Origin of the sequence: Amycolatopsis sp. NPDC049253, assembly GCF_040678995.1 — a bacterium.
Taxonomy (GTDB): domain Bacteria; phylum Actinomycetota; class Actinomycetes; order Mycobacteriales; family Pseudonocardiaceae; genus Amycolatopsis.
In genome coordinates, this window is sequence record NZ_JBFAQX010000009.1 from 178372 (window position 1) to 204783 (window position 26412).

The window sequence follows — 26412 nt, forward strand, 5'->3', positions numbered from 1 at the left end:
ACCAGCCCGCGAGGTTGCCCTTCCCAGGAATCAGCGCAGTCCATGGACTCAACGTGCCATCGGCGGCCAAGCGCACCGCTGGTGCCGGCGCAGGGCGGCCGAACCCCGGAGTGGCGTTTCGCCGGCCTCGAAACGGAACAGCCCCGCCGGGCTTTCGCCTGGCGGGGCTGTTTTCGATGATCTACCACGAGAAACTCAAGCCGGCGTGACCAGACCACCGACCGTCGCGGCGACGTCCGCCAGCGCGACCTGCTGCTGTTCCCGCGTGGCGAGGCTCCGGACGGTCACGTTGCCCGCGTCCCAGTCCTCCTGGCCCACGATCACCACGGCCGCCGCGCCGGCCTTGTCGGCGCGGGTCAGCTCCTTGCCGAGCTTGCGGTGCTCAAGCGGGGTCGACGTGCGGAGGCCGGCCCGGCGCATGGAAGTCGCGACCTGGCGGGCGGCGTCGGCGAGCTCCTCCGTGACCGGGATGACCATCACATCCACCTCGTTGCGCGGGGCGGGCGTGAGGCCGTGGGTGTCGAGGAAGTCGATGAGCGTGACGTCGCCCATGCCGAAGCCGATGCCCGGGATGCGCTCCTTGGTGAAGAGCGACGCGAGGTCGGCGTAGCGGCCGCCGCCGAAGAGGGCGCGGCGGTTCTTCGGCGAGGTGTCGAAGACCTCGAACACGGTGGACGTGTAGTACGCCAGCCCGCGCACGATCATCGGCTCGAACTGCACCAGGCTCGCGGCCGAGCTGGACAGCACGCGCACCAGGTTGGACTGCTCCTTGACCTCCGCGGGCAGCTCGTCGAGCAGCGCGGCGCCGGAGCCGAGGGCCTCGGTGAGCTTCTCGAACTGCTTGTCCGTGAGCCCGATCTCCTCGGCCGACGTCGCGTGTTCCTCCGCCGACGTCTTCTCCCAGCGGTCCACCAGGCCGAACACGGCCGGCAGGTGCTCCGGGGAGACGCCCACGACGTCGGTGAGCGCCGACGTCAGCAGGTTCCGGTCGTTCACCCGCACGGCGAACATGTCCGAAGACGCGCCCACCGACTCCATGAGGTCGTGGATGAGCTCGAACATCTCGATCTCGCAGTTCGCGCTCTCGGAACCGAAGATGTCCGCGTTGATCTGCCAGTGCTCGCGCACGCGGCCGCGCTGCGGGCGCTCGTAGCGGAAGCAGTTCGGGTGGCTGTACCAGCGCACGGGGAACGACAGCGACTTCGCGTTGCCGGCGATGATCCGGGCCACCGACGGCGTCATCTCCGGGCGCAGCGCGAGGCGCTCGCCGCCCTTCGTCGTCAGCGTGTAGAGCTGCTGGTCGGCGATCTCCTGGCCCGACTTCCGCTCGTAGATCTCGGCGGGCTCCAGCACGGGAGCGTCGTAGCGGAGGAAGCCGTAGCGCTCCAGGACGTCGTAGAGATGGCCGAACACCTGCGTGCGAACGGACATTTCGGCGGGGACGAAGTCTCGGGTCCCCTTGACAGGCGCGGTCGACAGGTATTCAGGCACGTCATCAAGCTTAACGACCGCGCCCAACCGTTAACGGAACGCCACCCCATACGCGGTGAGCAGCATCGCCGCACCCAGCAGCACGGCCCCGGCCGTGGTGATCGCCATGCCGAGGCGCGTGCGCAGCATCGCCAGGAAGAACCCGCCGGACTGCGCCAGCACGCCGAACAGCAGCAGGAAGCACGCGACCCACCGCCCGGTGTCACCGAGCCCGCTGCGGTCGAGCACCTGCAACGCCACCAGCGCGAGCACGAGCAGCACCCCGGCGTGCGCGTGGCCGGCACGGAAGAGGCTCTTCTGCCGGTCGTCGAGCACCCCGCGCTTGAGCAGCCCCATCAGGGCGTAGCCCCCGTACATCACGGTGGGCAGCGACACGAGCGCGATGACGGTGAACAGCTGGACCGGTCCGTGCATGGCTTTCTCCTCCCAGAGCGTTTCCGAACGTAACCATAACACTGTTTTAAAACACTGTCACACTACGTCCTTCGCAACACCCACCGGCACGCTCGGCCGACGTCGGCGGCGGCGCGGCGCCGAAATTCGGTCGCCGTCCCGGCGAATAGGGTCGACCGATGACTTCACGACCTTCCGTCGAGCGGTTCCTCCGGACCTTTCACGACCGTGACCCGGGCAAGCAGTCGGTGAGCATTCGCGCAGTCCTGACTTCGGACGGCCGCACGGCGTACGAGGCGTTCGCCGACCGTGTCGGCGACGCGGATCGGGTGCTCGACCTCGGATGCGCGGACGGGGAGCTGCTGTCCGTGTTCGCCGATCGCGGAGCGCGGCGGTTGGCGGGGATCGATCTTTCGGCGAACGAGCTCGCGTTCGCACGCCGGCGGCCGGAGCTGCAGTACGCGGATCTTCGCGTAGGTCGGGCACAGGAGCTGCTCTGGAAAGACGAGTCGTTCGATGCGGTGGTGTCGCACATGGCGTTCATGCTGATGAGCGAGCCGGAGCAGGTTGCCGCGGAAGCGGCGCGCGTACTGCTGCCCGGTGGGCGGTTCGCGATCGCGGTCGGAAGCGGTGGCGCCGAGGGAAGTGCCGCCCTCGAGGTGTTCCGATCGCTCGCCCTGCCGCTCTTCCGGGCTGCTCGCGAGCAAGGGCTGCTGCCGAGTTTCGGTGATCGGCGCAGTCGGACCAGGGAGGGGCTCGACGAGATCCTCGGGCCGGTGGGGTTCGCGCCGGTGACATGGGAACGGATCACCATCCGGCACCGCAGTACCCCGCTGGCGGTGTGGCAGGACAACGCGGAGACGTTCTACGAGTTGTCCGTGGTGGGAAAGGATGAGGTGGCCGAGTTACGGGAGAGGTTCCTGGCGCAGGTCGAACCTCTCGCGGTGGATGGCTTGGTGCCGTGGGCGATGAGGATCAACGTTGCTGCTACTCGGCTCGTGGGCGGTGGTGCGTAGTCGCAGACGGCTCGGGAACGAGCTCGACCACAGTTGCCGGGCGTGAGGTGGAGGCGGAGCAGCCGGGGGCCGGGGCGCCGGCCGCTCCGGCTCAGGCCCGCGTGAACCTCAACGTGAACGTCGCCCCGACACCCGGCACCCCGGCCGCCGCGATGGTTCCGCCGTGGCCCGTCACGACTTCGTGTACCAAGGCCAAGCCGAGTCCGAACCGGCGGCCTTCGCCCTGGCCGCCGTGGGCGAACCGTTCGAACAGCCGCTCCGCGTCCCGTTGCGCGAAGCCGACGCCGGTGTCGGCGACGCGGATCTCGACGTGCCGGTCGTCCGGGTTCTCCAGGGTCACCTCGATCGACCCGCCGGGCGGCGTGTGGCCGATCGCGTTGTCCAGCAACGCCGAGAGCACCCGCCGCAACGCCGCCGGCACGCCCGGCACCACGTCGAGCAGCCCCGGCGAGCGACGCACCTCGATCCGCACGCGCCGGTCCCCCGCGCGCACGGCTTCGGCCTCCACCGCCTGCTCCGCCAGCAGCCCCAGCTCCACCGGCTCCAGCAACGGCCGCTCGTTGCACGCCTGCGTCGACAGCAGCAGGTCCTCCACGACCTCACCCAGCTCGCGCGTGCCGGACACCAGCAGGTCCAGGTCGTCCGACGGCACCGGCGCCATCCGGGCCCGCCGCGCCAGCAGCTGCGCGCGCGTGTGCAGGCGGGTGAGCGGCGCGCGCAGCTCGTGCGACGCGTCGGCGACGAAGGTGCGCTGGCGCCGCAATGCCTCGCCCAGGGGCCGGATCGCGCGCGCGGCGAGGACGTAGCCGCTGAAGACGGAAACCAGCAGCACCACCAGTTCCGCGATCACCAGGCCCATCAGCAGCTGCTGCCGGTCGGCGGCCTGGTAGCGCTGGTCGACGAAGACCTGCCACACCTGGCCGCCGTGGTCCACCGCGCGGACCGTGTACGTCGAGCCGGCCAGTTCCTGTTCCGCGGTCACGGAACCGCCGGGCGGCACGGCGGGCGCGGGCGGCGGCGCGAACGGCAGCGCGGCGGGCACGTGCCCCGCCGGCGTCACCAGGAACACGCAGCCCGGCGGCGTCGCCGAAAGGCCCTGGCCCAGCGTGTATTCGATCTGCCGGTCGACCTCCTCGCGCTGGCCGTGCACCAGCACGCAGTACGCGATGGCGCCGGCGGCGAGCACGACCAGCGTGATCACCACGGCGATCTGGCTCGCGATCGTCCGCCGCGCGCGCCGCAGCGCCCGCGCGTCGGGATCGACGATCACCGTCACATGGCCCCGATCTGGTAACCCAGGCCGTGGACGGTCTTCACCACCTCGCGCCCCAGCTTGCGCCTCAGGTAGTACACGTAGGTGTCCACAATGGATTCCCCCGTCGAGTCGGCGAACACGTGGGTGCGCAGCGCCTCCCGCGGGTGGATGGCCTTCGGCCGCTGCGCGAGCGTGCGCAGCAGCTCGAACTCGCGCCCCGACAACGTCACACGCTCGCCGCGGGACAACACGACCTCGTGGCGCAGCAGGTCGAGCGCCGCGGTGCCGAGCGGCAGGCATTCGGCGCCGTCGAGGTCCCGCCGGCACAACGCGCGCAGCCGGGCCAGCAGCTCGTCGGTCTCGAACGGTTTCACCAGGTAGTCATCGGCGCCGGCGTCGAGGCCGTGGACGCGGTCGGCCAGCTCGCCCAGCGCCGAGAGCACCAGCACGCGCGCGGTCACGGCCCGGCGCCGCAGCCCGGCGAGCACCTCGAGCCCGTCCATCACCGGCAGCCGCCGGTCGAGGATGATCACGTCGTGGTTCCCGGTGAGGCCGCGGTGCAGGCCGCGCTGGCCGTCATGGGCGAGCTCGACCTCGTAGCCCTCGTCGGTGAGCAGCTCGGACAACATCCCGGCCAGTTCACGATCGTCCTCCACGAGGAGCACTCGGGCTGCGGTTCCTGCCTCTTCGTGCACGTGTCCATACTCGCAGTCAGAGCGTCGATTGAACCCTCAACTTTCGTAGGGAATCGATCATTTACCCGCCGGTTGAGCCGAAAGGAGGAACTCCGGCAGCTGATCGGCGGAGTACTTGCGCCGATCCCGGCGGTCGAGCCAGCCGAGCACCGACGAGGTCATGATCGTCGTCACCAGAGCCACCAGCACGAGCACGGTGAACAACGCGGGCGACACGATCCCCGCGGCCAGCCCGACGTTCAGCGCGATCAGCTGCATGAGGCCCCGCGCGTTCACGAGGACCCCGACGCGCAGCGCGATCGGCTGCGGCTCCCCCGCCAGCCGCGCCGCGCCCCACGAAGCGCCGAGCTTGCCGATCACCGCGACCACCACGCAGACCACCGCGAACAGCAACAGGTTCGGGTCGGCCAGCAGCGCGAACCGGGTGTTGAGCCCGGAGTAGGTGAAGAACAACGGCAGGAACACGATCTGCCCGAGCGGCATCATCTTCGCGAGCACCTTGTCCGCCGCCTCGCCGCGGGGGAACGCGATGCCGATCACGAACGCGCCGAACACCGCGTAGAGCCCGATCGTGTCGGTGAACCACGCCGCCGCGAAGAGGATCATCGCCGTCACGAGGATGCGCTGGCTTTCGCTCACCCGCGGGCTCGCCATGGTCTTCACGAGCACCCGCCGCACCACGAGCCACACGAGCAGCGCGAACAGCACCCCGCCACCGATCGCCGTCACGACCGGTCCCGCGGAGCCGGCGTGCATGCCGAGCACGACCGCCAGCAGGATCCACGCCAGCACGTCGTCGAGCGCGCCGCACGCGAGCGCGAGCGAGCCGAACCGCGTGCTGCCGAGGCCGCGTTCGGTGATGATCCGCGCGAGCATCGGGAACGCGGTGATCGCGATGGCCACCCCGACGAACGCCGCCGACACCACGGGCGACACACCGGGCTTGAGGATCCCGACCCAGCTCGCGCCGAGCACGCTGACGCCGACACCGAGCGCGAGCGGCACCACCGTGCCCGCGGCCGAAACCGCCGCCACCGACCGGGCCGAGTCCTTGATGGATCCCACGCGGAACTCGTAGCCGGCCCCGAACATGTAGATCACGAGCCCGATCTGCCCGCCCAGGTACAGCAACGTGCGGACCGTGTCGGGGAACAGCGCCGCCTGCACGTCGGGCAGCACCAGCCCGAGCAGCGACGGCCCCAGCAGCACCCCGGAGATCATCTCGCCCACCACCGGCGGCTGGCCCACCTTCACCGCGAGCGCGCTCACCAGCCGCACCACGGCGAGGATCACCACCACCGCCAGGAAGAACGCCGGCGCGGCCTCGGTCGGGGTCATCATTCGCCTCCGTGGTTCGCGAAGTAGTTCACGCACAAACGCTTCTGCCGCGCGTCGAGCACCATGTAGGTGCCGAACACGAGCTGGGCGAGGCTGCGCCACACGTCTTCCCAGCGGTCGCGCACGGCGAGGTACGCCAGCGGGCCGCGGGTCGAGCGCGCCGAGCCGCGCGGAGTGAGGAACACCGGGCCGCGGTTGGGGATCGAGCGCGTGTGGGCCGCGCTCGACGCGACGGAGTAGCGGCGCAGGAACTCCCGCGTCACCACGCGCATCGTGATCGGCGCCAGCCCGCGGGCCGGGCACGCGCGGTTCTGCGCGACGCCGAAGGGCAGGAAGTTCGCGTCTTTCTTCGACAATCCCGCGTGCGCCGGGCAACCGGCCGGCGGCTCCCACCGCGACGGGTCGAACTCGTCGGGCCGCTCGAAGCCCGCGTGGTGGAAGTCGGGGTAGCTGAACAGGAGCACGGTGCCGGCGTCGATCGTCGTGTCGTCGAGCTCGATGTCACCAGTGGTGATGCGGTGGGCGATGCCGAACAGCGGGTACGTGCGCAGGCCCTCGTCGATCACGCGGTCGAGGTACTCGTCGTCGTCCGGGTTCGCCACCAGCCGCTGCTGCACGTCCGGGTGCTGGGCGATGATCATCAGCAGGTGCGCCATCGCCTCCGACATCTGCACCACGGCGGTGTTGAAGAACGTGCCCTGCAGGTAGAACACCTGCTCGTCGCGCGTGAGGCGGGTCGGCAGCGCGTGCGGGATGTCGCCGAGGCGGCGCCGCAGGTACTTCGTGAGCTTCGCGCGGCGGCGCATGTTGCGGGGCCGGACGCACTTCAGCGCCGAGACGACGTCGTCGGCGTGGCCCACGATGAGATCACGCGCCTCGGGCGGGCACGGCTCGCCGAACACGAGCTCGTAGTACAGCTCGGCCCAGATCGGCATCATCTCGTCGCGCAGCCGGATGTACTTGCCGTCGCCGATCTCCAGGCCGTCGAGCACGTGCTCGGTGACGCGGCGCGTGAGCTCTTCGGACTCCGCGCGCGTCTTCACGAGGATGTGGCGCGTGGTCTTGGCGACCTCGTCGTAGCGCGGACCGGCCTCCAGGTGCTCCTGGTGCACCTCCGGGCCGGGCGCGAGCCAGTACCAGAACAGGTCCGACAGCGCCGCGCCTTTGCTGCGGCCATTGGCCGCCGGGTCGGCGTACACGCGGCGGAAGTCCTTGACCCCGAAGCGTTGCCCGGGGATCGGCAGGCCTTCCTCGCCGTTGACCAGCGCGAAGATCTTCACCCGCAAGGCGACCACGCGGCCGGGCAGCCACTTCGGCAGCGAACCGACGAGCCCGGCGGCCAGCGCGGCCGTGAGCAGCCGCCTCATCGGACGAGGTCCGCGGTCAGGTCGGCCGGCGCGGCGGCCCCGCACAGCGCGAGCGTGTGGTCGGTCTCTTCCCGGAGGCGTTCCAGCACTTCCGTCACCCCTTCCTCACCCGCCGCGGCGAGGCCCCACAGCACGGGCCGGCCGACGCCGACGGCGGTGGCGCCCAGCGCGAGCGCCTTCACCACGTCGGTGCCCCGCCGCACGCCGCCGTCGAGCACGAGCGGGATCGCGCCCGCGACGGCCTCGGCCAGCGCGGGCAGAGCGTCCACAGTAGACACGGCGGTGTCGAGCTGACGGCCGCCGTGGTTCGACACCACGAGCCCGTCGACGCCCGCCTCGACCGCGAGCCGGGCGTCGTCCGGGTGCAGCACTCCCTTGAGCAGCACGGGAAGCGCGGTCGTGCGTTTCAGCCAGGCCACGTGCTCCCACGTGAACCCGGCCGACATCTCGATGTCGCGCACGCGGCCCGAGCCGTCGCGCAGGTTCTCCACGACCAGCCCGGGCGGCAGGTCGTGGAAACCGTTGCGGTGGTCGCGTTCGCGCCGGCCGAACACCGGCGAGTCGACCGTGACCACGAACGCCCGCACGCCCGCGCGTTCGGCCCGGCGCACCACGGACTCCGTGAACTCCAGATCCGGCTGCAGGTAGAGCTGGAACCACAGCGCCGGGTCGGCCGCGGCCTGGCGCGCGGCGTCGGCGATGTCCTCCACCGCCGTGGTCGCGGCCATGCTCACCACCAGCACCGTGCCGGCTTTCGCGACCGCTTTCGCCGTCGCCGCCTCACCGTCGGGGTGCGCGAGCCGGTGGAACGCCGTCGGCGACACCAGCACCGGCATCGACAGCGGCGAGCCGACCAGCTCCGTCGCCAGGTCGCGCTTGGCCGCGCCCCGCAGCACGCGGGGCACGAGCACGCGCCGGGAGAACGCCTCTTCGTTGGCCCGCAGCGTCAGCTCGTCGCCGGCGGCACCCGCGTAGAAGTCGTAGTGCACCGGGTCGAGCCGCTCGCGTGCCGCGGCTTCGAGCTCCGCGATCGTGCGCACGGCTCAGGCCAGCTGGTCGGTGAAGAACTTCGTGAGCGCCTCCACGTGCACGGGGCGATCCCACTCGTTCTCGAGGTTCTCCGTCACGTGGTGCGTGGCCACGAGCTCGCCGCGCCGGTAGTGGCGGACGATCGGGTGCAGGTAGTGGCCCTCGCCGTTGTCGTTGGCGACGTCCTGGCTCGCCCGCTTCACGGTGAAGTCGAACGGGTCGACCTTGTCGTGGTCGGGGCCGTAGTCGAGCGTGATGAGGAAGGCGTTTTCGGCGTCGCTGAGCGGGGTGTCGGCGAAGCGGGCCACCGGCATCTCTTCGAGGTAGCGGGCCTGGCCGCCCTCGACGACGAGGATGTCGGCGAGGAAACCGAACTGCTGGAACAACGCCGACGTCCGGTTGATCCGCTTGAGCACGGCGTCCACGAGCTCGCCGGTCTCGGCCTTGAGCACGGTCTGCGGCCACTCGTTGTCGTGGTAGCGCTCTTCGAGCACCTTCGACAGCGCTCGCACGCCGTAGCGGAAGCCGTGGATGAAGCCGCTGGTGGCCTTCTTGAAGTCGCGGGCCTGGGTGATCGTGCCGGCGAAGTAGAGGCCGGGCACGTTCACCGACTCCCACGACGACGTCTGAGCCGGGAAGCGGTCGTTGATCGTGAGCTCGGGGCGGCAGTCCTCGTCGAACATCGAGGCGTCGAAGCGGAAGCCGGTGGCGGCGATCACGCGGTCGTAGCGGATCTCCTTCACCACCTCGTCGGCACGGGTGAAGGCGAACTTCACGTGGTAACCGTCTTCGTCCTTGCGGATCTCGCGCACGTCGCCGTCGAGGATCGCGTGCTGCAGCTTGAGCTGGTACATGTCGAGCACGCCCGCGTTGAACGCGCGCAGGTGGCCGACGAAGTGCGTGCGCCAGGCGAGCTTCACCGGCCGCGGACCGGCGACGTGCAGCACGGCCGCGTAGGCGTTGATGCTGTCGGCGGTCTCGAAGGCCGAGTTGGCCTTGCCGAGGATGAGCACCCGCTTGTTGGTGAACTGCGCGGGGTCGGTGTCGAAGTCGGCGTACTGGTCGACGAGCTCCATGCCCGGAACGTCGGGGATGTACGGCTTGGTCACACCGGTCGCCATGATCAGGCGCTTCGTGGAGTAAGTGTTTCCGTCGCCGTCGGTGAGCGTGAAGAGAGCGCTTTCCACGTCACGGCTGATCCGCGTCACCCGGGTGTCGTAGCGGATGGCGATTTTGTGCTTCGCCGCGTAGTCGGCGGTGTAGCGGACGAACGTCTCGGCCGGCGGGAAGAGCTCGGCGCTGTAGTCGGTGAACAGCAGGGGGTCGGGACCGTCGTCGAGGAGTGAATTCCAGTCGACGCGCAGGTTGAGCTCCGGGTCCGTCCAGCCCGTGTGCTTCTTGTTGATCGAGATCAGCGTGCGGTGACGCGGGAACCTGGTGAAGAACGTGGCCGGCGTGGGACCCGCTTCGAGCAAGAGGTAGCGGTGACCCGCCCGTTCGAGCTGCCGGCCGAGCTGCAGGCCCGCGGGCCCCGCGCCGACCACCAGATAGTCCAGAACGTCGTCCACCACACCGGCCTCCAGCCTCGATCTTCGCCTGACGGCCGACAGCCTGAACCGGAGATCTCAGAAAAGGCTCAGAGATCCCGATCAGCGGGTGGGCGAAAATCCGGGAAGGGCACCTCGGGGGAATCCGCGTCCCTCGAGGTGCCCTTGCCGGTCGGGTGGCTCAGCGTGACAGGAGCTTCATCGCCGTCTCGGAGTAGCGCGGGCCGGCCACCTCGGCGGCGGGCACGGCGGTCTCGATCGCCCGGATGTCCTCTTCGGACAGTTCGAGCGCGACGGCGGCGACGTTCTCTTCGAGGTACTTGCGCCGCTTCGTGCCCGGGATCGGTGCCACGTCCTCACCCTGCGCCTGCACCCAGGCGAGCGCGAGCTGACCCGCGGTCACACCCTTCTTCTCGGCCAGCGCACGCAGCGCCTCGACCATCGCGAGGTTCTTCTCGAGGTTCCCCTCGGCGAAGCGCGGCTGCGTCTGACGGCGGAAGTCGTCCTCGCCGAAGTCCGCGGCCGAGGTGAACTTGCCGGTCAGGAACCCGCGGCCGAGCGGCGAGTACGGCACCAGGCCGATGCCGAGCTCGCGGCACGCCGGCACCACGGCGTCCTCGATGTCGCGCGACCACAGCGACCACTCCGTCTGCACGGCCGAGATCGGGTGCACCGCGTGGGCGCGCCGGATCGTCTCGGCGCCGGCCTCGGACAGGCCGAGGTGGCGCACCTTGCCCTGCCGCACCAGCTCGGCCATGGCCCCGACCGTCTCCTCGATGGGCACGTTGGGGTCCACGCGGTGCTGGTAGTAGAGGTCGATGTGGTCGGTCCCCAAGCGCCGCAACGAGTTTTCGACGGCTTCGCGCACGTACGCCGCGTCGCCGCGCACCCCGCGCTTGCTCGGGTCTTCGCGGTCGCGCACGAAGCCGAACTTCGTGGCGAGCACGACCTGGTCGCGCCGGTCGGCGATCGCGCGGCCGACGAGCTCTTCGTTGTCCCCCATGCCGTACATGTCGGCGGTGTCGAGCAGGGTCACGCCCAGCTCCAGCGCGCGGTGGATGGTGGCGATCGACTCGGTGTCGTCACCCTCGCCGTAGAACTCGCTCATCCCCATGCAGCCGAGGCCCTGCGCGCTCACTTCGAGCGTGCCGAGGCGGCGCACAGGCAGTGTCGATCCAGCCATGTTCTCTCCTGGAGTTCGGTCTGTGAAGGGCCCCGGAATGTCCTGGGGCCCTTCACGGAACGGGGTTTACTTGCCGGCCGCGCGCGCGAGCCGCTCGGGGTAGCGCGCCCCGGCCACGGCGTCGGCCGGCGCCGCCTGCTCGATCGCGGCGAGGTCCTCTTCGGACAGTTCGAGCTGCGCCGCGGCGACGTTCTCTTCGAGGTACTTGCGCCGCTTCGTGCCCGGGATCGGCACCACGTCCTCGCCTTGGGCCTGCACCCAGGCGAGTGCGAGCTGTCCGGCGGTCACGCCCTTCTTCTCGGCCAGCGCGCGCAAAGCGTCCACAATGGCCATGTTCTTCTCGAAGTTCCCGTCGGCGAAGCGCGGCATCCCGCGGCGCATGTCGTCTTCGGGCAGGTCCTTCATCGACGTCACGGCTCCGGTCAGGAAACCGCGGCCCAGCGGCGAGAACGGCACCACGCCGATGCCCAGCTCACGGCAGGTCGCGAGGATATCGTCCTCGATGCCGCGCGTCCACAGCGACCACTCGCTCTGCAGCGCCGTGACCGGGTGCACCGCGTGGGCGCGCCGGATCGTGTCGGCATTCGCCTCGGAAATCCCGGCGTAGCGGATCTTCCCGGCGGCCACCAGCTCGGCCAGCGCGCCCCACGTCTCCTCGACAGGAGTGTCCGGGTCCACGCGGTGCTGGTAGTAGAGGTCGATGTGGTCGACGCCCAGACGCTGCAGCGACTCGTCGCAGCACTGCTTCACGTACGCGGCGTCGCCGCGCGCGCTCATGCCGCCGTCCTTCCACACGATGCCGAACTTCGTGGCCAGCACCACCTGGTCGCGCCGGTCCGCGATCGCGCGGCCGACCAGCTTCTCGTTCTCCCCCGCCCCGTACACGTTGGCCGTGTCCAGGAGCGTCACGCCCAGCTCCAGCGCGCGGTGCACGGTGGCGATCGACTCGGTGTCGTCGTCCCGCACCCCGTACGCCTGGCTCATCCCCATGCAGCCCAGGCCCTGGGCGCTTACTTCCAGCTCACCGAGTTTCCTCGTAGCGATCACGCGGAGATCTCCTCCATGGCGGATACGTGGCCGAGGACCTTGCGTTCCACCTGGTCGTAGTTGCTGATCTTGTAGTCCAGAATGTCCAGGCACCCCTGGAGCTCGGCGATCCGGTCGGCCACCGACTGGCGTTGCTCGACGAGGATCGCCTTGCGGCGCCCGGCGCTCGCGACGCCGTGGCGCCGCAGTGACGCGTACTCGCGCATGCTCTTGATGGGCATGCCGGTGAGCCGCAGCTTGGTGAGGAACCCGAGCCAGTTCAGATCGTCGTCCGAATACGCGCGTCGCCCCGCCGCGTCGCGGGCCGGCGGGTCCAGGAGCTTGATCCGCTCGTAGTACCGAAGGGTGTCGATCGACAGGCCGCTACGTCGTGCGGCTTCCGCTATCGAGTAGCTCATACGCTCGACAGTACGACCTGGAGTGCGCTCCAGGTCAAATCCCGACCGGGTGGGGTGATGCCTGGATTGCGCAGGTCAGCAGGCGACGAGCGCCACAATGCCGGCCGCGTGGAGCGGATCGGCCGAGGCGTGACCGTCCCGGAACCGCTCCCCGAGTACCGGATCACCCTTCGAAGGGTCGCGTACCGTAACACCGTTGCGTTACGCTGAGCGCATGCCCCGTCCCCGTACGCACGACGAAGCCCTCCGGCTGAAGCTGCTGGACCGGGCCGGCGAGCTGATCTCCGCCGACGGCCCGAAGGCCCTGTCCCTGCGCAAGCTGGCCGCCGACGCCGGGACGTCGACCACGGCCGTGTACTCACTGTTCGGCAGCAAGCCCGACCTGGTCAACGCGCTGTACGTCGAGGGCTTCCGCCGCTTCGGCGAGCGGCTGAACGCCGTGGAGCGGACCGGCGACGCCGTCGCGGACCTGGTGCGCCTCGGCGTCGCCTACCGCGCCAGCGCGCAGGCCGATCCGCACCTGTACGCGATCATGTTCACCCGTTCCGTGCCCGGCTTCGAGCCCAACGCCGAGGCCGACCGCCTCGCCCGCGCGACCCTCGAGCCGCTCGAGGACACCGTCCGCCGCGGGATCGCGTCGGGGCAGTTCGCGGACGTCGCACCCGAGGCGATCATCGTCAGCTCGTGGGGACTCGTGCACGGGCTGGTGTCGCTGGAGCTGTCGGGGAACCTGCCGCCGGAGTTCAGCGTGAGCGGCGCGTACGAGGAAGCCCTGCGCGCCAACGCTTCCGGCTGGCTGAAGTGACCGAGCCCGGCGTGAGCGCCACGGCGCTGATGATCGCCGCCGCCCGCGCCATCGAGACCCACCGCCCCGACGGCCTCATCCGTGACGAATGGGCCGAACGCTTCGTCCGCGCGGCCGAAGACGTCCGGCTGCCCACCCGCATCGAGGACGTCGAAGGAGGCGACGCCGACCCGCTCTGGGGTCGCGGCGGCAGCTACTCCGGCCTGCGCACCCGCGCCTTCGACGACTTCCTCCTGGCCGCGAGCAAGACCGTCACCCAGGCCGTGCTCCTCGGCTCCGGCCTCGACACCCGCGCCTGGCGCCTCGACCTGCCCGCCGGCCTGCGGTTCTTCGAGCTGGACCGCGCGCCGACGTCCTCGGCTTCAAACGCCGCGTCCTCGCCGGAGCCCCGCCGCGCGTCGAGCACCGCTTCCTCGTCGCCGACCTGGCCGAAGGCTGGGCCGCCGTGCTCGCCGACGCGGGCTTCGACCCCGCCGAGCCCACCGCCTGGCTCGTCGAAGGCGTGCTGCCCTACCTCTCCGGCGCCGCCGAGGCCCGGCTGATGGCCGACGTCGACCGCCTTTCCGCACCCGAGAGCCAGATCGGGTACGAAATCGTGCTCGGCCAGGAAGACGACACCCTGCGCTCGCACGACCTCTACACCGCCATCTAGGCCGGCACCGGCACCGACATCGGCCGCCTCTTCGACGACGGCACCCGCCCCGGCCCCGCCGTCGTCGACCCGATCACCCGGATCCGCTGGGTGTTCGGGTCGAAGCCGCTCAGAACAGCTTGAGCGACGCCTCGATCACCACGTTGCCCGCGGCGTCGTAGGCCTTCACGTTCGCCCTCGCGTCCACAGTGGACGAATTGTCGGCGTCGCTGTGCCAGATCGCGAACGTTCCGTGCGCCACCGTCGCATCCTTCGGCGTCCCTCCCGGGTAGGTGACCGAAACCCTCGTCACGTTCTCGGGCACGCCCCCGGCGAACACGAGCCGCTCCGGCTCGCCCGTGTCCTTCACCGGCGCCAACACCGGGACAAGCGCACCGCCGGCGGCGCCCGCCTTCAGCTCCTGCGCCGAGGATGGGTCGATCGCGTAGTAGGTGGCTCCGGCCCTTCCCGGATACGGACGCGCCGAGCAGGTCAGCACGTGCTGCCCCAGCCGGGCGACGACCAGCTTGCGGTCGTTCCAGGTCAGATACGCCCCGGCGACGTAGGCACCTCGGTCGGGCACCTGCTGCGGAGCGGACGCGAGGCATTCGTCGAGGAACCGGCCGGCCTCGGACCGGCGCTCCGCCGGCACCGGCCGGTCGACCCTGACGGTGAGCGCGGCCGGGGCCGAGACGAGGGCGGACGGGTCCACCTCGCTGCCCTCCGGCCCCAAGGCGAGCCGCACCGCCGGGCCCGCGCCGGTGAACACCGCGAACTGGTGCGACAGCGGCGAGACCCACGCTGCCGTCGGCCCGTCCGGCTGCAGCGTCACGCCGGGCGTGACGGCCCGCACGCCCCGCCACATCGGGTCCGCCAACCCCGCCACCAGGCCATCGGCCGTGCGCAGGTACACCTTGGCCTGGGACCCGGGCACGGGCGAAGGAACCGCGTCGGGGTCCGAGACGGTCACCGTCGTGGCGGTCGTCTCGCAGAACAGCGGCCGGCCGTCGATCATCGCCGCCGTCACCGTCGCGCCGCCGTGGTTCAGGATGAACGGGATGTCCCAGGCGCTCGGATCGGCGATGGTCGGGTAATAGGGCTTCATCGCGTTCCGGCAGCGGTCGAGTATGTCGTGACCCGGGTCGCGCCTTGCGGCGGGAGCGAGCGGTCCCGCCGAGTCGCCGCGCGGTACGCCGGCCGCGAACACGACACCGGTGGCCACCACCACGACGGCCGCCGCGACGAGCCACGCGGAACGCCGCCGGTGAGCCGGCTGCTTTTCCTCGGCGAGCCCGGCCCGCACCCGCAGCCGGATGCGGTCGCGCACCTCGGGCGGGAGTTCGCGGCGCGGCGGGAGGTTGTCGATCATTTGTCCTCCAGAGTCTTCTCGTCGAGGAGGGCACGCAGGTGGGCTCGCGCCCGGGACAGGTGCGAGCGGACGGTGACCTCCGCGACTTCGAGCAGCGCCGCCGCATCGGCGGTCGGCAGGTCGCCCAGGAGGCACAGCTCCACGACCTGGCGCTGCGCCTTGGGCAACCCGGAGACGGCCGCGATGACTTCTTTCAGGCGTGCTTCGCCGTCGAGCTGGGCCGCGACTTCGTCGGCGTGGTCCGACACCGCCGGCGGCTCGGGAATGCGCGTCAGCAGTTTCAGGCGACGGCGCGCGCCGCGGTGTTCCGTGCGGGCGAGGTTGCCCGCGACGGTGTACAGCCACGGCAGCGCGCTGTCCCTGATCAGCTTCAGCTCGGCCCGCTTGCGCCAGGCGATCAGGAACGTGTTCGACGTCAGGTCCTCGGCGAGCGCCCACGACCCGGTCAGCCGGTAGGCGTGGTTCCACACCGCCTGCGCATGGCGTTCGAACAGCTCGCCGAACGCCCTCTCGTCCCCGCCCGCCGCGCGCCCGAAGAGCTCGGCGTCCACGGCTTCCCCTTGGATGGTCACACCGGGAAGTGGCCGGGAACGTCGGAAGTGTTGTGGGTGTTTTCTCGTGGTTCAGACCGCTGGGTCAGGCGGCTTGGTCAGACCGCGCCGTACTGGCGGTCTCCCGCGTCGCCGAGCCCGGGGACGATGAAGCCGGAGTCGTTGAGCCGCTCGTCGATGCTCGCGGTGACCACGCGCACCGGCAGCCCGGTCTTCTCCAGGTGCTCCAGACCTTCGGGCGCGGCCAGGGCGCAGATGGCCGTGACGTCGGTGGCGCCCCGGTCGGTGAGCAGCCGGATGGTGTACTCCATCGAGCCCCCGGTGGCGAGCATCGGGTCGAGCACCATCACGGGCCGGTCGGCCAGCGACTCCGGCAGCGACTCCAGGTAGGGCGTCGGCTTGAGGGTTTCCTCGTCACGCGCGAGCCCGACGAACCCCATCTGCGCGTCGGGGATCATCTTGTGCGCCTCGTCGGCCATGCCCAGGCCGGCGCGCAGCACGGGGACCAGCAGCGGCGGGCTGGCCAGCCGGTAGGCCTCCGTGCGCGCGACGGGCGTGTGGATCCGCTCGGTGCGCACCGGCACGTCTCGGGTGGCTTCGTACACCAGCATCACGGTCAGCTCGTGCAGCGCGGCCCGGAACGCCGCGCTGTCCGTCCGCGCGTCACGCATCGTGGAGAGGCGGGCCTTGGCCAGCGGGTGATCGACGACGTGCACATCCATGCCGCCTAACTTAGCTGCCTGGTGTCGTCCGCGTCTCGGCTCATCTCGTAGTAGTTCACCGCCTCGAAGAAATGCCCGACGACCGGAGCCAGCTTGTCGAACGGCCACGCCGGCACATCCGCGACGTTCGCATCATCCGGCGGCTCGATGCAGACGATCATCCTCCAGTTGGCGTACGATCCACTGATCTTCCAAGACTGGCGCATGGGTTTCCTCCTCCGCGAGAACACGAGCCAAACGTTCTCCCGATGCCAGAACCGCACGCAACCTTCCTTCAGGTGAGCGATCTTTCGTGCCACCATGGCAAGAGGACAAAGTGTGCCCATGACGAAGAACAAAGGGGTCTCCGTTCGGCAGCGGAGAGTTTCCGGAGAACTGCGCCGCCTGCGGTTGCTGCGGAAGATGACCTGCAAACAGGTGGCCGAAGGCGTGGACTTCTCGGAGAGCAAGATCTCCCGCATGGAAACGGGCGACCGCGGCCTGTATCCCGACGACGTCGCCGCGATCCTGGGTTTCCTGCAGGCCCCGTCGGATCTGCGGCAAGAGCTCATGGCCCTCGTGAGGGGCGGCGAGGAGCGCAACTGGCATGAAGTGAACGGGAAATTGCCACCGACGTGGAAGGACCTGATCCGGTTCGAGGAGCAGGCTTCGGCCATCAAGAACTATGAGACTCTGCTGATCCCCGGCATCGCGCAGATCCCCGAGTACACCCGAGCGCTGCTTCACGGTGGCGATCACAACCTGACCGACCCTGAACTCGAAGGACTAGTCGCCGCCCGGATCAAGCGCCAGCTGATTCTGAGCCGAAGAGACGCTCCTGCCTTCCATGTCATGGTCGATGAGATGGCTCTGCACCGACCGATCGGCGATCAGGAAACCATGCGCGCCCAGCTTCGCCACCTCCTGACCCTTGGGCGCAGATCGAACGTCACGTTCCAGATCGTGCCCTTTTCAACTCGTGCACATGCCGGGCTTCGCGGTCCATTCGTTCTCCTCGAGTTCTTCAACGAACCCACGCTGGCACACGTCGAGAGCCGAGGGACAAGCAGCTTCCTCGAAGAGGATGACTTTGTCGACAACGTCAAGGCCGCTTGGCGTGATATTCGCTCCATCGCGCTGTCAACTGGCGACTCGGCCCGGATGATTGCCGATATCATCGGCGAGCCGACACCAGCTGAGGAGTACGAACCATGATCGCCCCAGACTTCGCCCAGGCCGCGTGGCGCAAGAGTTCCTACACCACGAACGACTCCAACTGCGTCGAGTTCGCGGCCTGGCACAAGAGCTCGCACAGCACAGACCAGTCGATCTGCGTCGAGGTCGCCACCTCACCGGTCGAGATCGGGATCCGCGACACGAAGGACCGCGCGGGCGGCCACCTCACCGTGTCGCCGGCCGCGTGGACTGCGTTCCTCAGCTCCGCGCGCTAGCGAACCAGCGAACCCACCGCCGCTGCCAGGCCGTTTCGACGGCCCGGTGGTGGTGGTTCTCGCGTACCCACTCGATGGCGTCGTCCGGGGACAAGCCGGCAATGGTGGCAAGGCAGGCGAGGACCGTGCCGGTGCGGCCGACGCCTCCGTAGCAGGCCACCTCCACCGATTCCCCCGCCAGCGCGCGGGCGTGCAGCGCGAGGATCTTGCGCCGCGCGTCGGCCCAGTTCAGCGGTAGCAGGAAGTCCGGCCAGCGGATCCAGTCGTGGTCCCAGGTGAGACTGTCGTCGTGTTTGCGGCGCAGGCGGTTCGACCCCAGGTAGAGGCCGTAAGTCGGAGCCGGGCCCTCGGGCGCGGGCCGGCCGAGTCCGCGGCCACGGACCTGAGCGCCGTCGGGCAGTGCGAGGGTCCCCACCAGTGCAGATGCCATCGCCCCATCTTGGCCCTTATCCGTCGTTCGATGGACCCCGGACCACCCCCGATCGGGCTAGGCTGCCCCGGGTGAGTGACGACGCAGCCCTTCCGAGCCCCGACCAGATGCGGGCCTCCGACGCCGACCGCGAGCAGGTCGCGCAGGTTCTGCACCAAGCGCTGTCCGAGGGCCGCATCACGATGACGGAGCTCGAGGAGCGGCTCTCCACTGTCTACGCGGCGAAGACCATCGGCGAGCTGAAGCCCGTGACCCGCGACCTGCCGATCGGCGCCACGCCGTCAACGCCCTCTTCGGCTCTGCAGCCGGCCACCAGCCGCGCCCTCGGCCTCCCCGACAGCCGCATCGGCGGCCACCCGGGCTCGAACGTCTCGATCGGCGTCCTCTCCGGCGCCGTCCGCAAGGGCAGCTGGGTCCTCCCGCCGCAGCACACCAGCGTCGCCTTCTGGGGCGGCACGGAGATCGACCTCCGCAGCGCCCGCTTCGCCGACAAACAGTCAACCATCACCGCCGTCGCCATCATGGGCGGCATCGAGATCACGGTCCCCGACGACATCAACGTCGACGTCACCGGCCTCGGCCTCATGGGCGGCTTCGTCCTCGAAGACAAGTCCGGCGCCCCACCCGCCCCCCCCACCGCCCCCACCCTGACCATCAACGGCCTCGCCTTCTGGGGCGGCGTGGTCGTGTACCGCAAGAAGGCGAAGAAGGACAACCGGCAGATCGAGTCGTGAGCGCGTTGTCTAGAAGTGAGCATGTGAATCCGGGCATCGCCGCCGCCCGCCGTCTGGCCGAGCTGGGCTGCTGCACCATCGCGCCCGGTCTGACCGACGCCGAATTCGCCCGCATCGAGGCCGAACACGGCTTCGAATTCGCCGACGACCACCGAGCGTTCCTCGCGGCCGGGTTGCCGATGAACAGCCCGTTCGTCCCGGAACCGGATACCTGGACCACCTGGGAAAAACCGTGGCCCGAGTGGCGCGACGGCGACCCCGTCGAACTCCGCAAGCAGCTCGATTGGCCGGTCGACTACCTGCTGTGGGACGTCGAGAAGATCGGATACTGGCGCCCGGACTGGGGCACTCGGCCGGAGTCGCTCGAGGCAGCCCTTCAGGTGGCCCGCCTGGCCCTGGCCGACGTGCCGAGGCTGGTGCCTGTCTACGCACACCGCTTCCTCCCCGCCGGCCGCGGCACTTCCGGACACCCCGTCCTGTCAGTACGGGGCACGGACACCATTTACTTCGGCACCGACTTGGCCGAATACATCGACCGGGAGTTCGAAGAACCCACACCCGAACTTCCGGACGACTGGTCGCCCCAAGCCACGGTCCCGTTCTGGCGCGACTACGTCGCTCCGCCATTCACCGGCCGCACAACCACGTGATCCGAATTCCAGTCGCGCCTTCGATCTAGCCCGGTGGTTCACCGGCTCGGCAAGCCCCGGTCGGGATCTGTGGACAACTCCCCCGACCCCGGGTGGTCATCCCCAGATTTCCGTGAGTGACCCGGCACAGGACGTGGCCCACCTACACTCACAGGCATGACCACAACCACCAGCCCGAACGCGGCGCCGGACACCCCGGCGCCGCTGGCGGACGTGACTCGCGACGAGGCGAGCCTGCGGCGGTTCCTGCACGGGCTGCTCGGCGTCGACCAGGTCGGGGTCGAGCAGCGAGCGGCGGCCTTGGGCACACGCAGCATCAAGAAAGACGCCAAGCGCTGGGCGATCGACACCGCCATCTCGATGGTCGACCTGACCACGCTCGAAGGCGCCGACACACGGGGCAAGGTCCGCGGGCTCGCGGCGAAGGCCCTGCGCCCGGACCCGGAGCGGCAGGATTGCCCGCGCGTGGCCGCCGTGTGCGTGTACCCCGACATGGTCGAGGCCGCGGTCGACGCGCTCAAGGGCAGCGCCGTGCACGTGGCGAGCGTCGCGACCGGGTTCCCGTCCGGGCGCACCAGCCGAGAGGTCAAGCTGGCCGACACGCGCCTCGCCGTGGAGTACGGCGCCGACGAGGTCGACATGGTGATCGACCGCGGCGCGTTCCTCGAGGGCCGCTACATGGACGTCTTCGACGAGATCCGCGCGATCAAGGCGGCGTGCGGCGAAGCGCACCTGAAGGTGATCCTGGAAACCGGCGAGCTGGCCACGTACGACAACGTCCGCCGCGCGTCGTGGCTCGCGCTGCTGGCGGGTGGTGACTTCATCAAGACGTCCACCGGCAAGGTCTCCCCCGCCGCGACGCTGCCGGTCACCCACGTGATGCTGCAGGCGGTGCACGACTGGCACGAGCAGACCGGCGAGCTGCGCGGCGTGAAGCCCGCGGGCGGCATCCGCACGACCAAGGACGCGATCAAGTACCTGGTCGCCGTGCACGAGGTGGCCGGCGAGCAGTGGCTGACCCCGGACCTGTTCCGCTTCGGCGCGTCCAGCCTGCTCAACGACCTGCTGCTACAGCGGCGCACCCAGGTGGACGGCCACTACAGCGGCCCCGACTACGTGACGGTGGACTGACATGGGCATCTTCGAATACGCCCCCGCGCCCGAGTCGCGCGACATCGCGAACCTCAAGGACCACTACCGGCCGTTCATCGGCGGCGAGTTCGTCGACGGTTCGGGCGAGCCGCTCAAGACGGTGAACCCCGCCACCGAGGAGATCCTCGCCGAGGTCGGCACGGCGTCGGTGTCCGATGTGGACACTGCCGTGCGCGCGGCCCGCGCCGCCTACGAGACGGTCTGGTCGCGGATGCCGGGCAGCGAACGGGCGAAGTACCTGTTCCGCATCGCACGCCTGATCCAGGAGCGCTCGCGTGAGCTGGCCGTGCTGGAGTCGCTCGACAACGGCAAGCCCATCAAGGAATCGCGCGATTCCGACATCCCCACGGCCGCCGCGCACTTCTTCTACCACGCCGGCTGGGCCGACAAGCTGGCGTACGCGGGCTACGGCCCGAACCCGAAGCCGCTGGGCGTCGCGGGTCAGGTGATCCCGTGGAACTTCCCGCTGCTGATGCTGGCGTGGAAGATCGCTCCCGCGCTGGCCACGGGCAACACCGTCGTCCTCAAGCCGGCGGAGACCACGCCGCTCACCGCGCTGGTGTTCGCGGAGATCTGCCAGCAGGCCGAACTCCCGCCGGGTGTCGTGAACATCCTGCCGGGCGCCGGGGACATCGGCGCGGCCGTGGTGGAACACGGTGACATCGACAAGATCGCGTTCACCGGCTCCACCGAGGTCGGCAAGCTGATCCAGCGCACAGTGGCGGGCACGCGCAAGAAGCTCACGCTGGAGCTGGGCGGCAAGGCGGCCAACGTCGTGTTCGACGACGCGCCGCTCGACCAGGCCGTGGAGGGGATCGTCAACGGGATCTTCTTCAACCAGGGCCACGTCTGCTGCGCGGGTTCGCGGCTGCTGGTGCAGGAATCCGTGGCCGAGGAGGTCCTGGAAAAGCTGCGCTACCGCGTCTCGACGCTGCGGATGGGCGACCCGCTCGACAAGAACACCGACATCGGCGCCATCAACTCCGCCGAGCAGCTGGCGAAGATCCGCGGACTCGTGGAATCGGGCGACGCGGAGGGCGCGCAGCGCTGGACCAGCCCGTGCCCGGTGCCCGACCGCGGGTTCTTCTTCGCTCCCACGGTGTTCTCGGACGTGCACCAGTCGATGCGGATCGCGCGCGAGGAGATCTTCGGGCCGGTGCTGTCGGTGCTCACGTTCCGCACGCCGGACGAGGCCGTCGCGAAGGCCAACAACACGCCGTACGGGCTGTCGGCCGGCATCTGGACCGAGAAGGGCTCGCGCATCCTCTGGATGGCGAACAAGCTCCGGGCCGGCGTCGTCTGGGCCAACACGTTCAACCGCTTCGACCCCGCCGCGCCGTTCGGCGGCTACCAGGAGTCCGGGTTCGGCCGCGAGGGCGGGCGCACTGGGCTGGAGGCCTACCTCGATGTCTGACCGGATCTCAGTCGCCAAGACGTACAAGCTCTACATCGGCGGGGTCTTCCCCCGCTCGGAGTCGGGCCGGGTCTACCCCGTCACCGACCCGCAGGGGAAGTTCCTGGCCAACGCGGCGCACGCGTCGCGCAAGGACGTGCGCGACGCCGTGGTGGCGGCGCGCAAAGCGTTCCCCGGCTGGTCCGGTGCCACGGCCTACAACCGCGGCCAGGTGCTCTACCGCGTCGCCGAGATGCTGGAGGGCCGGCGCGAGCAGTTCGTGAGCGAGGTCGCCGCGTCGGAAGGTCTCGCGCCGAGCCGGGCGGAGTCCCTTGTGGACGCCGCCATCGACCGCTGGGTCTGGTACGCCGGGTGGACGGACAAGATCGCGTCGGTGCTCGGCGCGGCGAATCCCGTTGCGGGGCCGTACTTCTCGTTCACCGTGCCCGAGCCCACGGGCGTGGTCGGCGTGCTCGCGCCACAGGAGTCGTCGCTGCTCGGCCTGGTGAGCGTGCTGGCGCCGGTGCTGGCCGGTGGTTCCACGGCCGTCGTCGTGTCGAGCGCCGAGCGTCCGCTGCCGGCGATCACGCTGTCGGAGGTCCTGGCGACGTCCGATCTGCCGGGCGGCGTCGCCAACGTGCTGACCGGCCGCGCGGCCGAGCTCGGCCCGTGGCTGGCCTCGCACGGTGACGTCAACGCCCTCGACCCCACCGGCGCCACGCCGGAGGACCGCATCACGCTGGCGCGCGAGGCGGCGGGCACCGTCAAGCGGGTGCTCACGGTCCCCGACGCCGAACCCGACTGGACGCCGACGCCGGATCTCTCCCGGCTGCGGCGATACCTGGAGGCGAAGACCGTCTGGCACCCGCTGGGCGTCTGAGCCGGCCCGGACCAAGAGAAAGGCGGGCGGCACCCCCTGGTGTGCCGCCCGCCCCTGGAACAAGAGCTGTCACGCAGTCGGCGCGAGCCCCCGCGTCACGGCGCCGACGTCGATGGTGTGGCTGACCGAGTCGGCGTCGACCACGCCGAGGGTCCAGTCCACGGTGACGTTCGGGTTGATGTAGTCACCGTGCTGGTTGGAGTCGGACGGCGCCACGACGTTGACCGCGTTGGGCGTCTGCTGCTGCGCGTAGGGCTCGATGCCGGTCCAGTGCAGCGGCACGTAGGCCGAGGAACCGTCGACGAGCGCCACTGCGGGCGCGTCCGCCGGGGCCGTGTTGTTGATCAGCACGTTGTGCGCGCCGACGAGGTCCACCTCGAGGTTGCCGGGCAGGTAGCAGCGCTCGCCCGGGTTGGCGGTGAACTGCAGGGCGCCGTAGCGGTTGCCCGCGCCCGCACCGCCGTAGACGAGCTTCGAGGTGAACTGGTTCGACGTGCACGGCTGAACAGACGACGCAGGCGACGCAGACGAAGCAGGCGCGGCGCTCGCGGTCCCGGCGGCCAGAGCCGTTGCCCCGGCGGCGATCCCGGCCACGGCGACGGCGGCGGCAACGCGGCTGATGGTCTTGCGTGTGGTCATTTCGGACTCTCCCCTTGTTCGAACCCCGGGCGGCCTCTCCGCCCGGCAGAACGACCGTTTTGGTGATTCATTCCCCTCGGTCGCTCTCACCGGGAAAGACGTCCACGTCACAGTCGGGATGTCCGATTGTGGGATCAGCCGCAGAAACGCAACCCCAGCCACCCCGAAGCGTCACAAAGAGTGAACGCGCGCGCGGGCGCGGTTCAGTTGATCAGCGCGCTTCAGTTGATGTCGTGCCGCCCCAGCGGCCGGCCCGGCAACGGCGTCCCGGGCCGGGCCTGCAGCCCGTCGATCATGATCGCGATGCTGCGCTCGGTGGACATCCGGGCGACTTCCGGCGAACGAGACTCCAGCTGACGCAGCAGCAGCGCGAACAGCATGGCCACGTCGCCCTCCGCGACGTCCGGGCGCAACGTCCCCTCGTTCTGCGCGCCCCGCACCATCGCTTCCAGCTCGACCAGCAGCTCTTCGCGCAGCGTCGCGATCGCCGGGTCTTCCTTCAGGATCTCGTGCGCCTTCTTCGACAACATCGCCAGCTGCACGGAAAGGTGCAGCTCAACGGACTGGTGCAGCAGCCGCACCAGCGCGCACCAAGCGGTGGGCTCCTGCTCGGCCGCCTCACGCGCGTCGTCCAGCACCCGCGAGAAGTTGTCGACGGCCACCGCCCGGATCAGCGCTTCGCGGTCCGGGAAACGTCGGTACAGCGTGCCGACGCCGACGCCGGCCGCGCGCGCGATCTCCTCCATCGGCACCTCAGGCCCGAACTCCGCGAAGATCGTGCGCGCCGCGGCGATGATCTGGTCGCGGTTGCGCCGCGCATCCGCGCGCAAGGGGACCTGGGGATCCGCGCTCATGGCCCACCTTCCGCTCGCCGGGAACTCGTTACGCGCGCAAATTCTCGCATGGACAGCGCTCCACGCACTGCGACCACAGCCCGTCACCCCTTTGCTAGTGGACGAAGATCCTCCGTTTCGGTACCGTGGGCAATGAACCGGAATGTAATCCTCCACATACATTGCGTAAAGGTTCGAAACCACCAAAAGGGGATCCCACCATGACAGAAGTTGCCGAACCCGAGCTCGCCAGCTTCCCGATGGCGCGCACGTGCCCGTTCGCGCCGCCGCCGGAGTACAAGCGTTTCGAGGACGAGCGCGCGAAGCTCGTCGAGCTCGACTCCGGGCAGCGCGCCTGGGTGCTGTCGAAGCACGAGGACGTGCGCGCGATGCTGAACGACCCCAGGTTCAGCTCCAACCGCTTCAACCCCGGCTTCCCGGTCCTGTTCCGCGACGGAGCCCCGCGGCGCGAACGCAAGCTCAACCCGTCGCTGATCAACATGGACGCGCCGGAGCACGGCCCCGCGCGCCGCGAGGTCGTCGGCGAGTTCACCGTGAAGCGGATGAAGGCGCTTCAGCCGCGCATCCAGGAGATCGTCGACGAGCACATCGACGCGATCCTCGCCGGCGACAAGCCCGCCGACCTGGTTTCGGCGCTGTCGCTGCCGGTCCCGTCGCTCGTGATCTGCGAGCAGCTCGGCGTCCCCTACGCCGACCACGACTTCTTCCAGAAGCACAGCTCGCGCATCCTCAGCCGCGAGGTCTCCTCCGACGAGCGGCTCGAATCCGTGGTGGCGCTCGAGGAGTACCTCGACAAGCTGGTCGCGGACAAGGAGAAGAACCCCTCCGACGACCTGCTCGGCCGCCAGATCGCGAAGAAGCGCGAACAAGGCGAGTACGACCGCAACGACCTCACGTCGCTCGCGTTCCTGCTGCTCATCGCCGGCCACGAGACCACGGCGAACATGATCTCGCTCGGCGCCGTCGCGCTCCTGGAGAACCCCGACCAGCTCGAGGCGATCAAGGCCGACCCGGGCAAGACGCTCGACGCCGTGGAGGAGCTGCTGCGCTACTTCACCATCGCCGAGTTCGCGACCACGCGCGTCGCCACCGAGGACGTGGAGCTCGCGGGCGTCACGATCAAGGCCGGTGAGGGCGTGCTGGGCCTGAGCTACGCCGCCAACTTCGACGACGACGCCTTCCCCGAGCCCGAAAAGCTCGACATCACCCGCGGCGGGCGCAAGCACGTGGCGTTCGGCTTCGGCGCGCACCAGTGCCTCGGCCAGAACCTCGCGCGCATGGAGCTGCAGATCGTGTTCGACACGCTGTTCCGCCGCATCCCGACCCTGAAGCTGGCCGCCCCGGTCGACCAGCTGCCGTTCAAGCACGACTCCGCGATCTTCGGTCTCCACTGTCTGCCCATCACCTGGTGAG

29 protein-coding genes and 2 pseudogenes are annotated in these 26412 nt (G+C 69.8%); 13 read left to right on the plus strand and 18 right to left on the minus strand.

All coding sequences use genetic code 11. The features are described from left to right. Nucleotides 1-195 precede the first annotated feature (195 nt). Nucleotides 196-1491, minus strand: a complete 1296-nt coding sequence (hisS, locus tag AB0K15_RS22285; RefSeq protein ID WP_364053429.1) for a histidine--tRNA ligase — start codon at nt 1489-1491, stop codon at nt 196-198. Nucleotides 1492-1521: 30 nt separating this feature from the next. After that, complete coding sequence (locus AB0K15_RS22290) at nt 1522-1905, minus strand: hypothetical protein (RefSeq protein WP_364053432.1); 384 nt, start codon at nt 1903-1905, stop codon at nt 1522-1524. Between the two features lie 158 nt (nt 1906-2063). Here AB0K15_RS22290 and AB0K15_RS22295 point away from each other — a divergent pair, with 158 nt between their 5' ends. Then, complete coding sequence (locus AB0K15_RS22295; RefSeq protein WP_364053435.1) at nt 2064-2900, plus strand: class I SAM-dependent methyltransferase; 837 nt, start codon at nt 2064-2066, stop codon at nt 2898-2900. Between the two features lie 91 nt (nt 2901-2991). Here the strand turns inward: AB0K15_RS22295 and AB0K15_RS22300 are convergent, their stop codons facing one another. The 9 genes from AB0K15_RS22300 to AB0K15_RS22340 all read right to left on the minus strand — a co-directional run bounded on the left by AB0K15_RS22300 (nt 2992) and on the right by AB0K15_RS22340 (nt 12759). Further along, nucleotides 2992-4170 (minus strand): HAMP domain-containing sensor histidine kinase, encoded by a 1179-nt coding sequence (locus tag AB0K15_RS22300; protein WP_364053438.1) that lies wholly within the window; start codon nt 4168-4170, stop codon nt 2992-2994. Between the two features lie 2 nt (nt 4171-4172). Further along, the gene (locus tag AB0K15_RS22305) at nt 4173-4820 is read right to left on the minus strand and encodes a response regulator transcription factor (RefSeq protein ID WP_364053441.1); all 648 of its coding nucleotides are present in this window, start codon (nt 4818-4820) and stop codon (nt 4173-4175) included. 87 nt (nt 4821-4907) lie between these two features. Next, complete coding sequence (locus AB0K15_RS22310) at nt 4908-6188, minus strand: cation:proton antiporter (RefSeq protein ID WP_364053444.1); 1281 nt, start codon at nt 6186-6188, stop codon at nt 4908-4910. Then, nucleotides 6188-7555 (minus strand): cytochrome P450, encoded by a 1368-nt coding sequence (locus AB0K15_RS22315; protein ID WP_364053447.1) that lies wholly within the window; start codon nt 7553-7555, stop codon nt 6188-6190. Before AB0K15_RS22315 ends, AB0K15_RS22310 begins: the two co-directional genes overlap by 1 nt. After that, the gene (locus tag AB0K15_RS22320; protein ID WP_364053450.1) at nt 7552-8595 is read right to left on the minus strand and encodes an alpha-hydroxy acid oxidase; all 1044 of its coding nucleotides are present in this window, start codon (nt 8593-8595) and stop codon (nt 7552-7554) included. The genes AB0K15_RS22315 and AB0K15_RS22320 overlap by 4 nt, the downstream gene beginning before the upstream one ends. A 3-nt stretch (nt 8596-8598) precedes the next feature. Further along, nucleotides 8599-10155, minus strand: a complete 1557-nt coding sequence (locus tag AB0K15_RS22325; protein WP_364053453.1) for an NAD(P)-binding domain-containing protein — start codon at nt 10153-10155, stop codon at nt 8599-8601. 157 nt (nt 10156-10312) lie between these two features. Next, nucleotides 10313-11314 (minus strand): aldo/keto reductase, encoded by a 1002-nt coding sequence (locus AB0K15_RS22330; RefSeq protein ID WP_364053456.1) that lies wholly within the window; start codon nt 11312-11314, stop codon nt 10313-10315. Between the two features lie 66 nt (nt 11315-11380). Then, on the minus strand, nt 11381-12361 hold the full coding sequence (locus AB0K15_RS22335) for an aldo/keto reductase (RefSeq protein ID WP_364053459.1): 981 nt from the start codon (nt 12359-12361) through the stop codon (nt 11381-11383). After that, complete coding sequence (locus AB0K15_RS22340) at nt 12358-12759, minus strand: MerR family transcriptional regulator (protein WP_220246259.1); 402 nt, start codon at nt 12757-12759, stop codon at nt 12358-12360. Before AB0K15_RS22340 ends, AB0K15_RS22335 begins: the two co-directional genes overlap by 4 nt. Before the next feature lie 214 nt (nt 12760-12973). On the opposite strand from AB0K15_RS22340, the gene AB0K15_RS22345 reads away from it, so the two are divergent. The 4 genes and pseudogenes from AB0K15_RS22345 (at nt 12974) to AB0K15_RS22360 (ending at nt 14216) form a co-directional block, all read left to right on the plus strand. Further along, a complete protein-coding gene (locus AB0K15_RS22345; RefSeq protein ID WP_364053462.1) occupies nt 12974-13564 on the plus strand; it encodes a TetR/AcrR family transcriptional regulator in 591 nt (196 codons plus the stop codon). Nucleotides 13565-13593: 29 nt separating this feature from the next. Then, nucleotides 13594-13902 (plus strand): annotated as a pseudogene (locus AB0K15_RS22350) (SAM-dependent methyltransferase); the annotation flags it as partial. Further along, nucleotides 13860-14054: pseudogene (locus AB0K15_RS22355) on the plus strand (class I SAM-dependent methyltransferase); the annotation flags it as partial. The pseudogenes AB0K15_RS22350 and AB0K15_RS22355, both read left to right, overlap by 43 nt. Before the next feature lie 12 nt (nt 14055-14066). After that, complete coding sequence (locus tag AB0K15_RS22360; protein WP_364053892.1) at nt 14067-14216, plus strand: hypothetical protein; 150 nt, start codon at nt 14067-14069, stop codon at nt 14214-14216. 109 nt (nt 14217-14325) lie between these two features. Here AB0K15_RS22360 and AB0K15_RS22365 read toward each other — a convergent pair whose 3' ends face one another. From AB0K15_RS22365 to AB0K15_RS22380, 4 genes are all read right to left on the minus strand, one after another. Beyond that, complete coding sequence (locus AB0K15_RS22365) at nt 14326-15564, minus strand: hypothetical protein (RefSeq protein WP_364053465.1); 1239 nt, start codon at nt 15562-15564, stop codon at nt 14326-14328. Continuing rightward, a complete protein-coding gene (locus AB0K15_RS22370) occupies nt 15561-16136 on the minus strand; it encodes an RNA polymerase sigma factor (RefSeq protein WP_364053468.1) in 576 nt (191 codons plus the stop codon). The genes AB0K15_RS22365 and AB0K15_RS22370 overlap by 4 nt, the downstream gene beginning before the upstream one ends. A gap of 77 nt (nt 16137-16213) precedes the next feature. Next, nucleotides 16214-16837: a uracil phosphoribosyltransferase gene (upp, locus tag AB0K15_RS22375; RefSeq protein WP_360597295.1), complete on the minus strand. Its 624-nt coding sequence runs from the start codon at nt 16835-16837 to the stop codon at nt 16214-16216. A gap of 5 nt (nt 16838-16842) precedes the next feature. Further along, the gene (locus tag AB0K15_RS22380; protein ID WP_364053471.1) at nt 16843-17175 is read right to left on the minus strand and encodes a hypothetical protein; all 333 of its coding nucleotides are present in this window, start codon (nt 17173-17175) and stop codon (nt 16843-16845) included. On the opposite strand from AB0K15_RS22380, the gene AB0K15_RS22385 reads away from it, so the two are divergent. Both AB0K15_RS22385 and AB0K15_RS22390 read left to right on the plus strand, forming a co-directional pair. Then, nucleotides 17162-18031 (plus strand): helix-turn-helix transcriptional regulator, encoded by an 870-nt coding sequence (locus AB0K15_RS22385; protein ID WP_364053474.1) that lies wholly within the window; start codon nt 17162-17164, stop codon nt 18029-18031. The two genes, AB0K15_RS22380 and AB0K15_RS22385, sit on opposite strands and share 14 nt — an antisense overlap. Next, entirely contained in the window at nt 18028-18267 is a 240-nt protein-coding gene (locus AB0K15_RS22390; RefSeq protein WP_364053477.1) for a DUF397 domain-containing protein, read from the plus strand. The genes AB0K15_RS22385 and AB0K15_RS22390 overlap by 4 nt, the downstream gene beginning before the upstream one ends. Here AB0K15_RS22390 and AB0K15_RS22395 read toward each other — a convergent pair. Next, nucleotides 18251-18697, minus strand: a complete 447-nt coding sequence (locus AB0K15_RS22395) for a protein tyrosine phosphatase (protein ID WP_364053480.1) — start codon at nt 18695-18697, stop codon at nt 18251-18253. The two genes, AB0K15_RS22390 and AB0K15_RS22395, sit on opposite strands and share 17 nt — an antisense overlap. Before the next feature lie 107 nt (nt 18698-18804). Here AB0K15_RS22395 and AB0K15_RS22400 point away from each other — a divergent pair, with 107 nt between their 5' ends. The 5 genes from AB0K15_RS22400 to AB0K15_RS22420 all read left to right on the plus strand — a co-directional run bounded on the left by AB0K15_RS22400 (nt 18805) and on the right by AB0K15_RS22420 (nt 23506). Further along, nucleotides 18805-19431, plus strand: a complete 627-nt coding sequence (locus AB0K15_RS22400; protein WP_364053862.1) for a DUF1707 domain-containing protein — start codon at nt 18805-18807, stop codon at nt 19429-19431. Further along, nucleotides 19428-20081: a hypothetical protein gene (locus AB0K15_RS22405; protein ID WP_364053483.1), complete on the plus strand. Its 654-nt coding sequence runs from the start codon at nt 19428-19430 to the stop codon at nt 20079-20081. The genes AB0K15_RS22400 and AB0K15_RS22405 overlap by 4 nt, the downstream gene beginning before the upstream one ends. A gap of 156 nt (nt 20082-20237) precedes the next feature. After that, a complete protein-coding gene (gene deoC / locus AB0K15_RS22410; protein ID WP_364053486.1) occupies nt 20238-21212 on the plus strand; it encodes a deoxyribose-phosphate aldolase in 975 nt (324 codons plus the stop codon). Nucleotide 21213: 1 nt separating this feature from the next. Next, nucleotides 21214-22647 (plus strand): aldehyde dehydrogenase family protein, encoded by a 1434-nt coding sequence (locus AB0K15_RS22415; protein WP_364053489.1) that lies wholly within the window; start codon nt 21214-21216, stop codon nt 22645-22647. Then, the gene (locus AB0K15_RS22420; RefSeq protein WP_364053492.1) at nt 22640-23506 is read left to right on the plus strand and encodes an aldehyde dehydrogenase family protein; all 867 of its coding nucleotides are present in this window, start codon (nt 22640-22642) and stop codon (nt 23504-23506) included. Before AB0K15_RS22415 ends, AB0K15_RS22420 begins: the two co-directional genes overlap by 8 nt. 69 nt (nt 23507-23575) lie before the next feature. Here AB0K15_RS22420 and AB0K15_RS22425 read toward each other — a convergent pair whose 3' ends face one another. Together AB0K15_RS22425 and AB0K15_RS22430 are read right to left on the minus strand one after the other, a co-directional pair. After that, nucleotides 23576-24145, minus strand: a complete 570-nt coding sequence (locus tag AB0K15_RS22425; RefSeq protein WP_364053495.1) for a DUF4232 domain-containing protein — start codon at nt 24143-24145, stop codon at nt 23576-23578. Between the two features lie 221 nt (nt 24146-24366). Then, nucleotides 24367-24999 carry a helix-turn-helix domain-containing protein gene (locus tag AB0K15_RS22430; protein ID WP_364053498.1) on the minus strand — a complete coding sequence of 211 codons (633 nt, stop codon included), beginning with the start codon at nt 24997-24999 and terminating at the stop codon, nt 24367-24369. 200 nt (nt 25000-25199) lie between these two features. Here AB0K15_RS22430 and AB0K15_RS22435 point away from each other — a divergent pair, with 200 nt between their 5' ends. Further along, entirely contained in the window at nt 25200-26411 is a 1212-nt protein-coding gene (locus AB0K15_RS22435) for a cytochrome P450 (protein ID WP_364053501.1), read from the plus strand. Nucleotide 26412: the final 1 nt, after the last annotated feature.

What these genes read in the sequence shown, in the direction of transcription:
- AB0K15_RS22290 (WP_364053432.1), bottom strand. Translation starts at nt 1,905, where the DNA reads ATGCACGGACCGGTCCAGCTGTTCACCGTCATCGCGCTCGTGTCGCTG.
- AB0K15_RS22295 (WP_364053435.1), top strand. Translation starts at nt 2,064, where the DNA reads ATGACTTCACGACCTTCCGTCGAGCGGTTCCTCCGGACCTTTCACGAC.
- AB0K15_RS22310 (WP_364053444.1), bottom strand. Translation starts at nt 6,188, where the DNA reads ATGACCCCGACCGAGGCCGCGCCGGCGTTCTTCCTGGCGGTGGTGGTG.
- AB0K15_RS22315 (WP_364053447.1), bottom strand. Translation starts at nt 7,555, where the DNA reads ATGAGGCGGCTGCTCACGGCCGCGCTGGCCGCCGGGCTCGTCGGTTCG.
- AB0K15_RS22330 (WP_364053456.1), bottom strand. Translation starts at nt 11,314, where the DNA reads ATGGCTGGATCGACACTGCCTGTGCGCCGCCTCGGCACGCTCGAAGTG.
- AB0K15_RS22340 (WP_220246259.1), bottom strand. Translation starts at nt 12,759, where the DNA reads ATGAGCTACTCGATAGCGGAAGCCGCACGACGTAGCGGCCTGTCGATC.
- AB0K15_RS22345 (WP_364053462.1), top strand. Translation starts at nt 12,974, where the DNA reads ATGCCCCGTCCCCGTACGCACGACGAAGCCCTCCGGCTGAAGCTGCTG.
- AB0K15_RS22365 (WP_364053465.1), bottom strand. Translation starts at nt 15,564, where the DNA reads ATGATCGACAACCTCCCGCCGCGCCGCGAACTCCCGCCCGAGGTGCGC.
- upp (WP_360597295.1), bottom strand. Translation starts at nt 16,837, where the DNA reads ATGGATGTGCACGTCGTCGATCACCCGCTGGCCAAGGCCCGCCTCTCC.
- AB0K15_RS22385 (WP_364053474.1), top strand. Translation starts at nt 17,162, where the DNA reads ATGACGAAGAACAAAGGGGTCTCCGTTCGGCAGCGGAGAGTTTCCGGA.
- AB0K15_RS22390 (WP_364053477.1), top strand. Translation starts at nt 18,028, where the DNA reads ATGATCGCCCCAGACTTCGCCCAGGCCGCGTGGCGCAAGAGTTCCTAC.
- AB0K15_RS22395 (WP_364053480.1), bottom strand. Translation starts at nt 18,697, where the DNA reads ATGGCATCTGCACTGGTGGGGACCCTCGCACTGCCCGACGGCGCTCAG.
- AB0K15_RS22400 (WP_364053862.1), top strand. Translation starts at nt 18,805, where the DNA reads ATGCGGGCCTCCGACGCCGACCGCGAGCAGGTCGCGCAGGTTCTGCAC.
- deoC (WP_364053486.1), top strand. Translation starts at nt 20,238, where the DNA reads ATGACCACAACCACCAGCCCGAACGCGGCGCCGGACACCCCGGCGCCG.
- AB0K15_RS22415 (WP_364053489.1), top strand. Translation starts at nt 21,214, where the DNA reads ATGGGCATCTTCGAATACGCCCCCGCGCCCGAGTCGCGCGACATCGCG.
- AB0K15_RS22420 (WP_364053492.1), top strand. Translation starts at nt 22,640, where the DNA reads ATGTCTGACCGGATCTCAGTCGCCAAGACGTACAAGCTCTACATCGGC.
- AB0K15_RS22425 (WP_364053495.1), bottom strand. Translation starts at nt 24,145, where the DNA reads ATGACCACACGCAAGACCATCAGCCGCGTTGCCGCCGCCGTCGCCGTG.
- AB0K15_RS22430 (WP_364053498.1), bottom strand. Translation starts at nt 24,999, where the DNA reads ATGAGCGCGGATCCCCAGGTCCCCTTGCGCGCGGATGCGCGGCGCAAC.
- AB0K15_RS22435 (WP_364053501.1), top strand. Translation starts at nt 25,200, where the DNA reads ATGACAGAAGTTGCCGAACCCGAGCTCGCCAGCTTCCCGATGGCGCGC.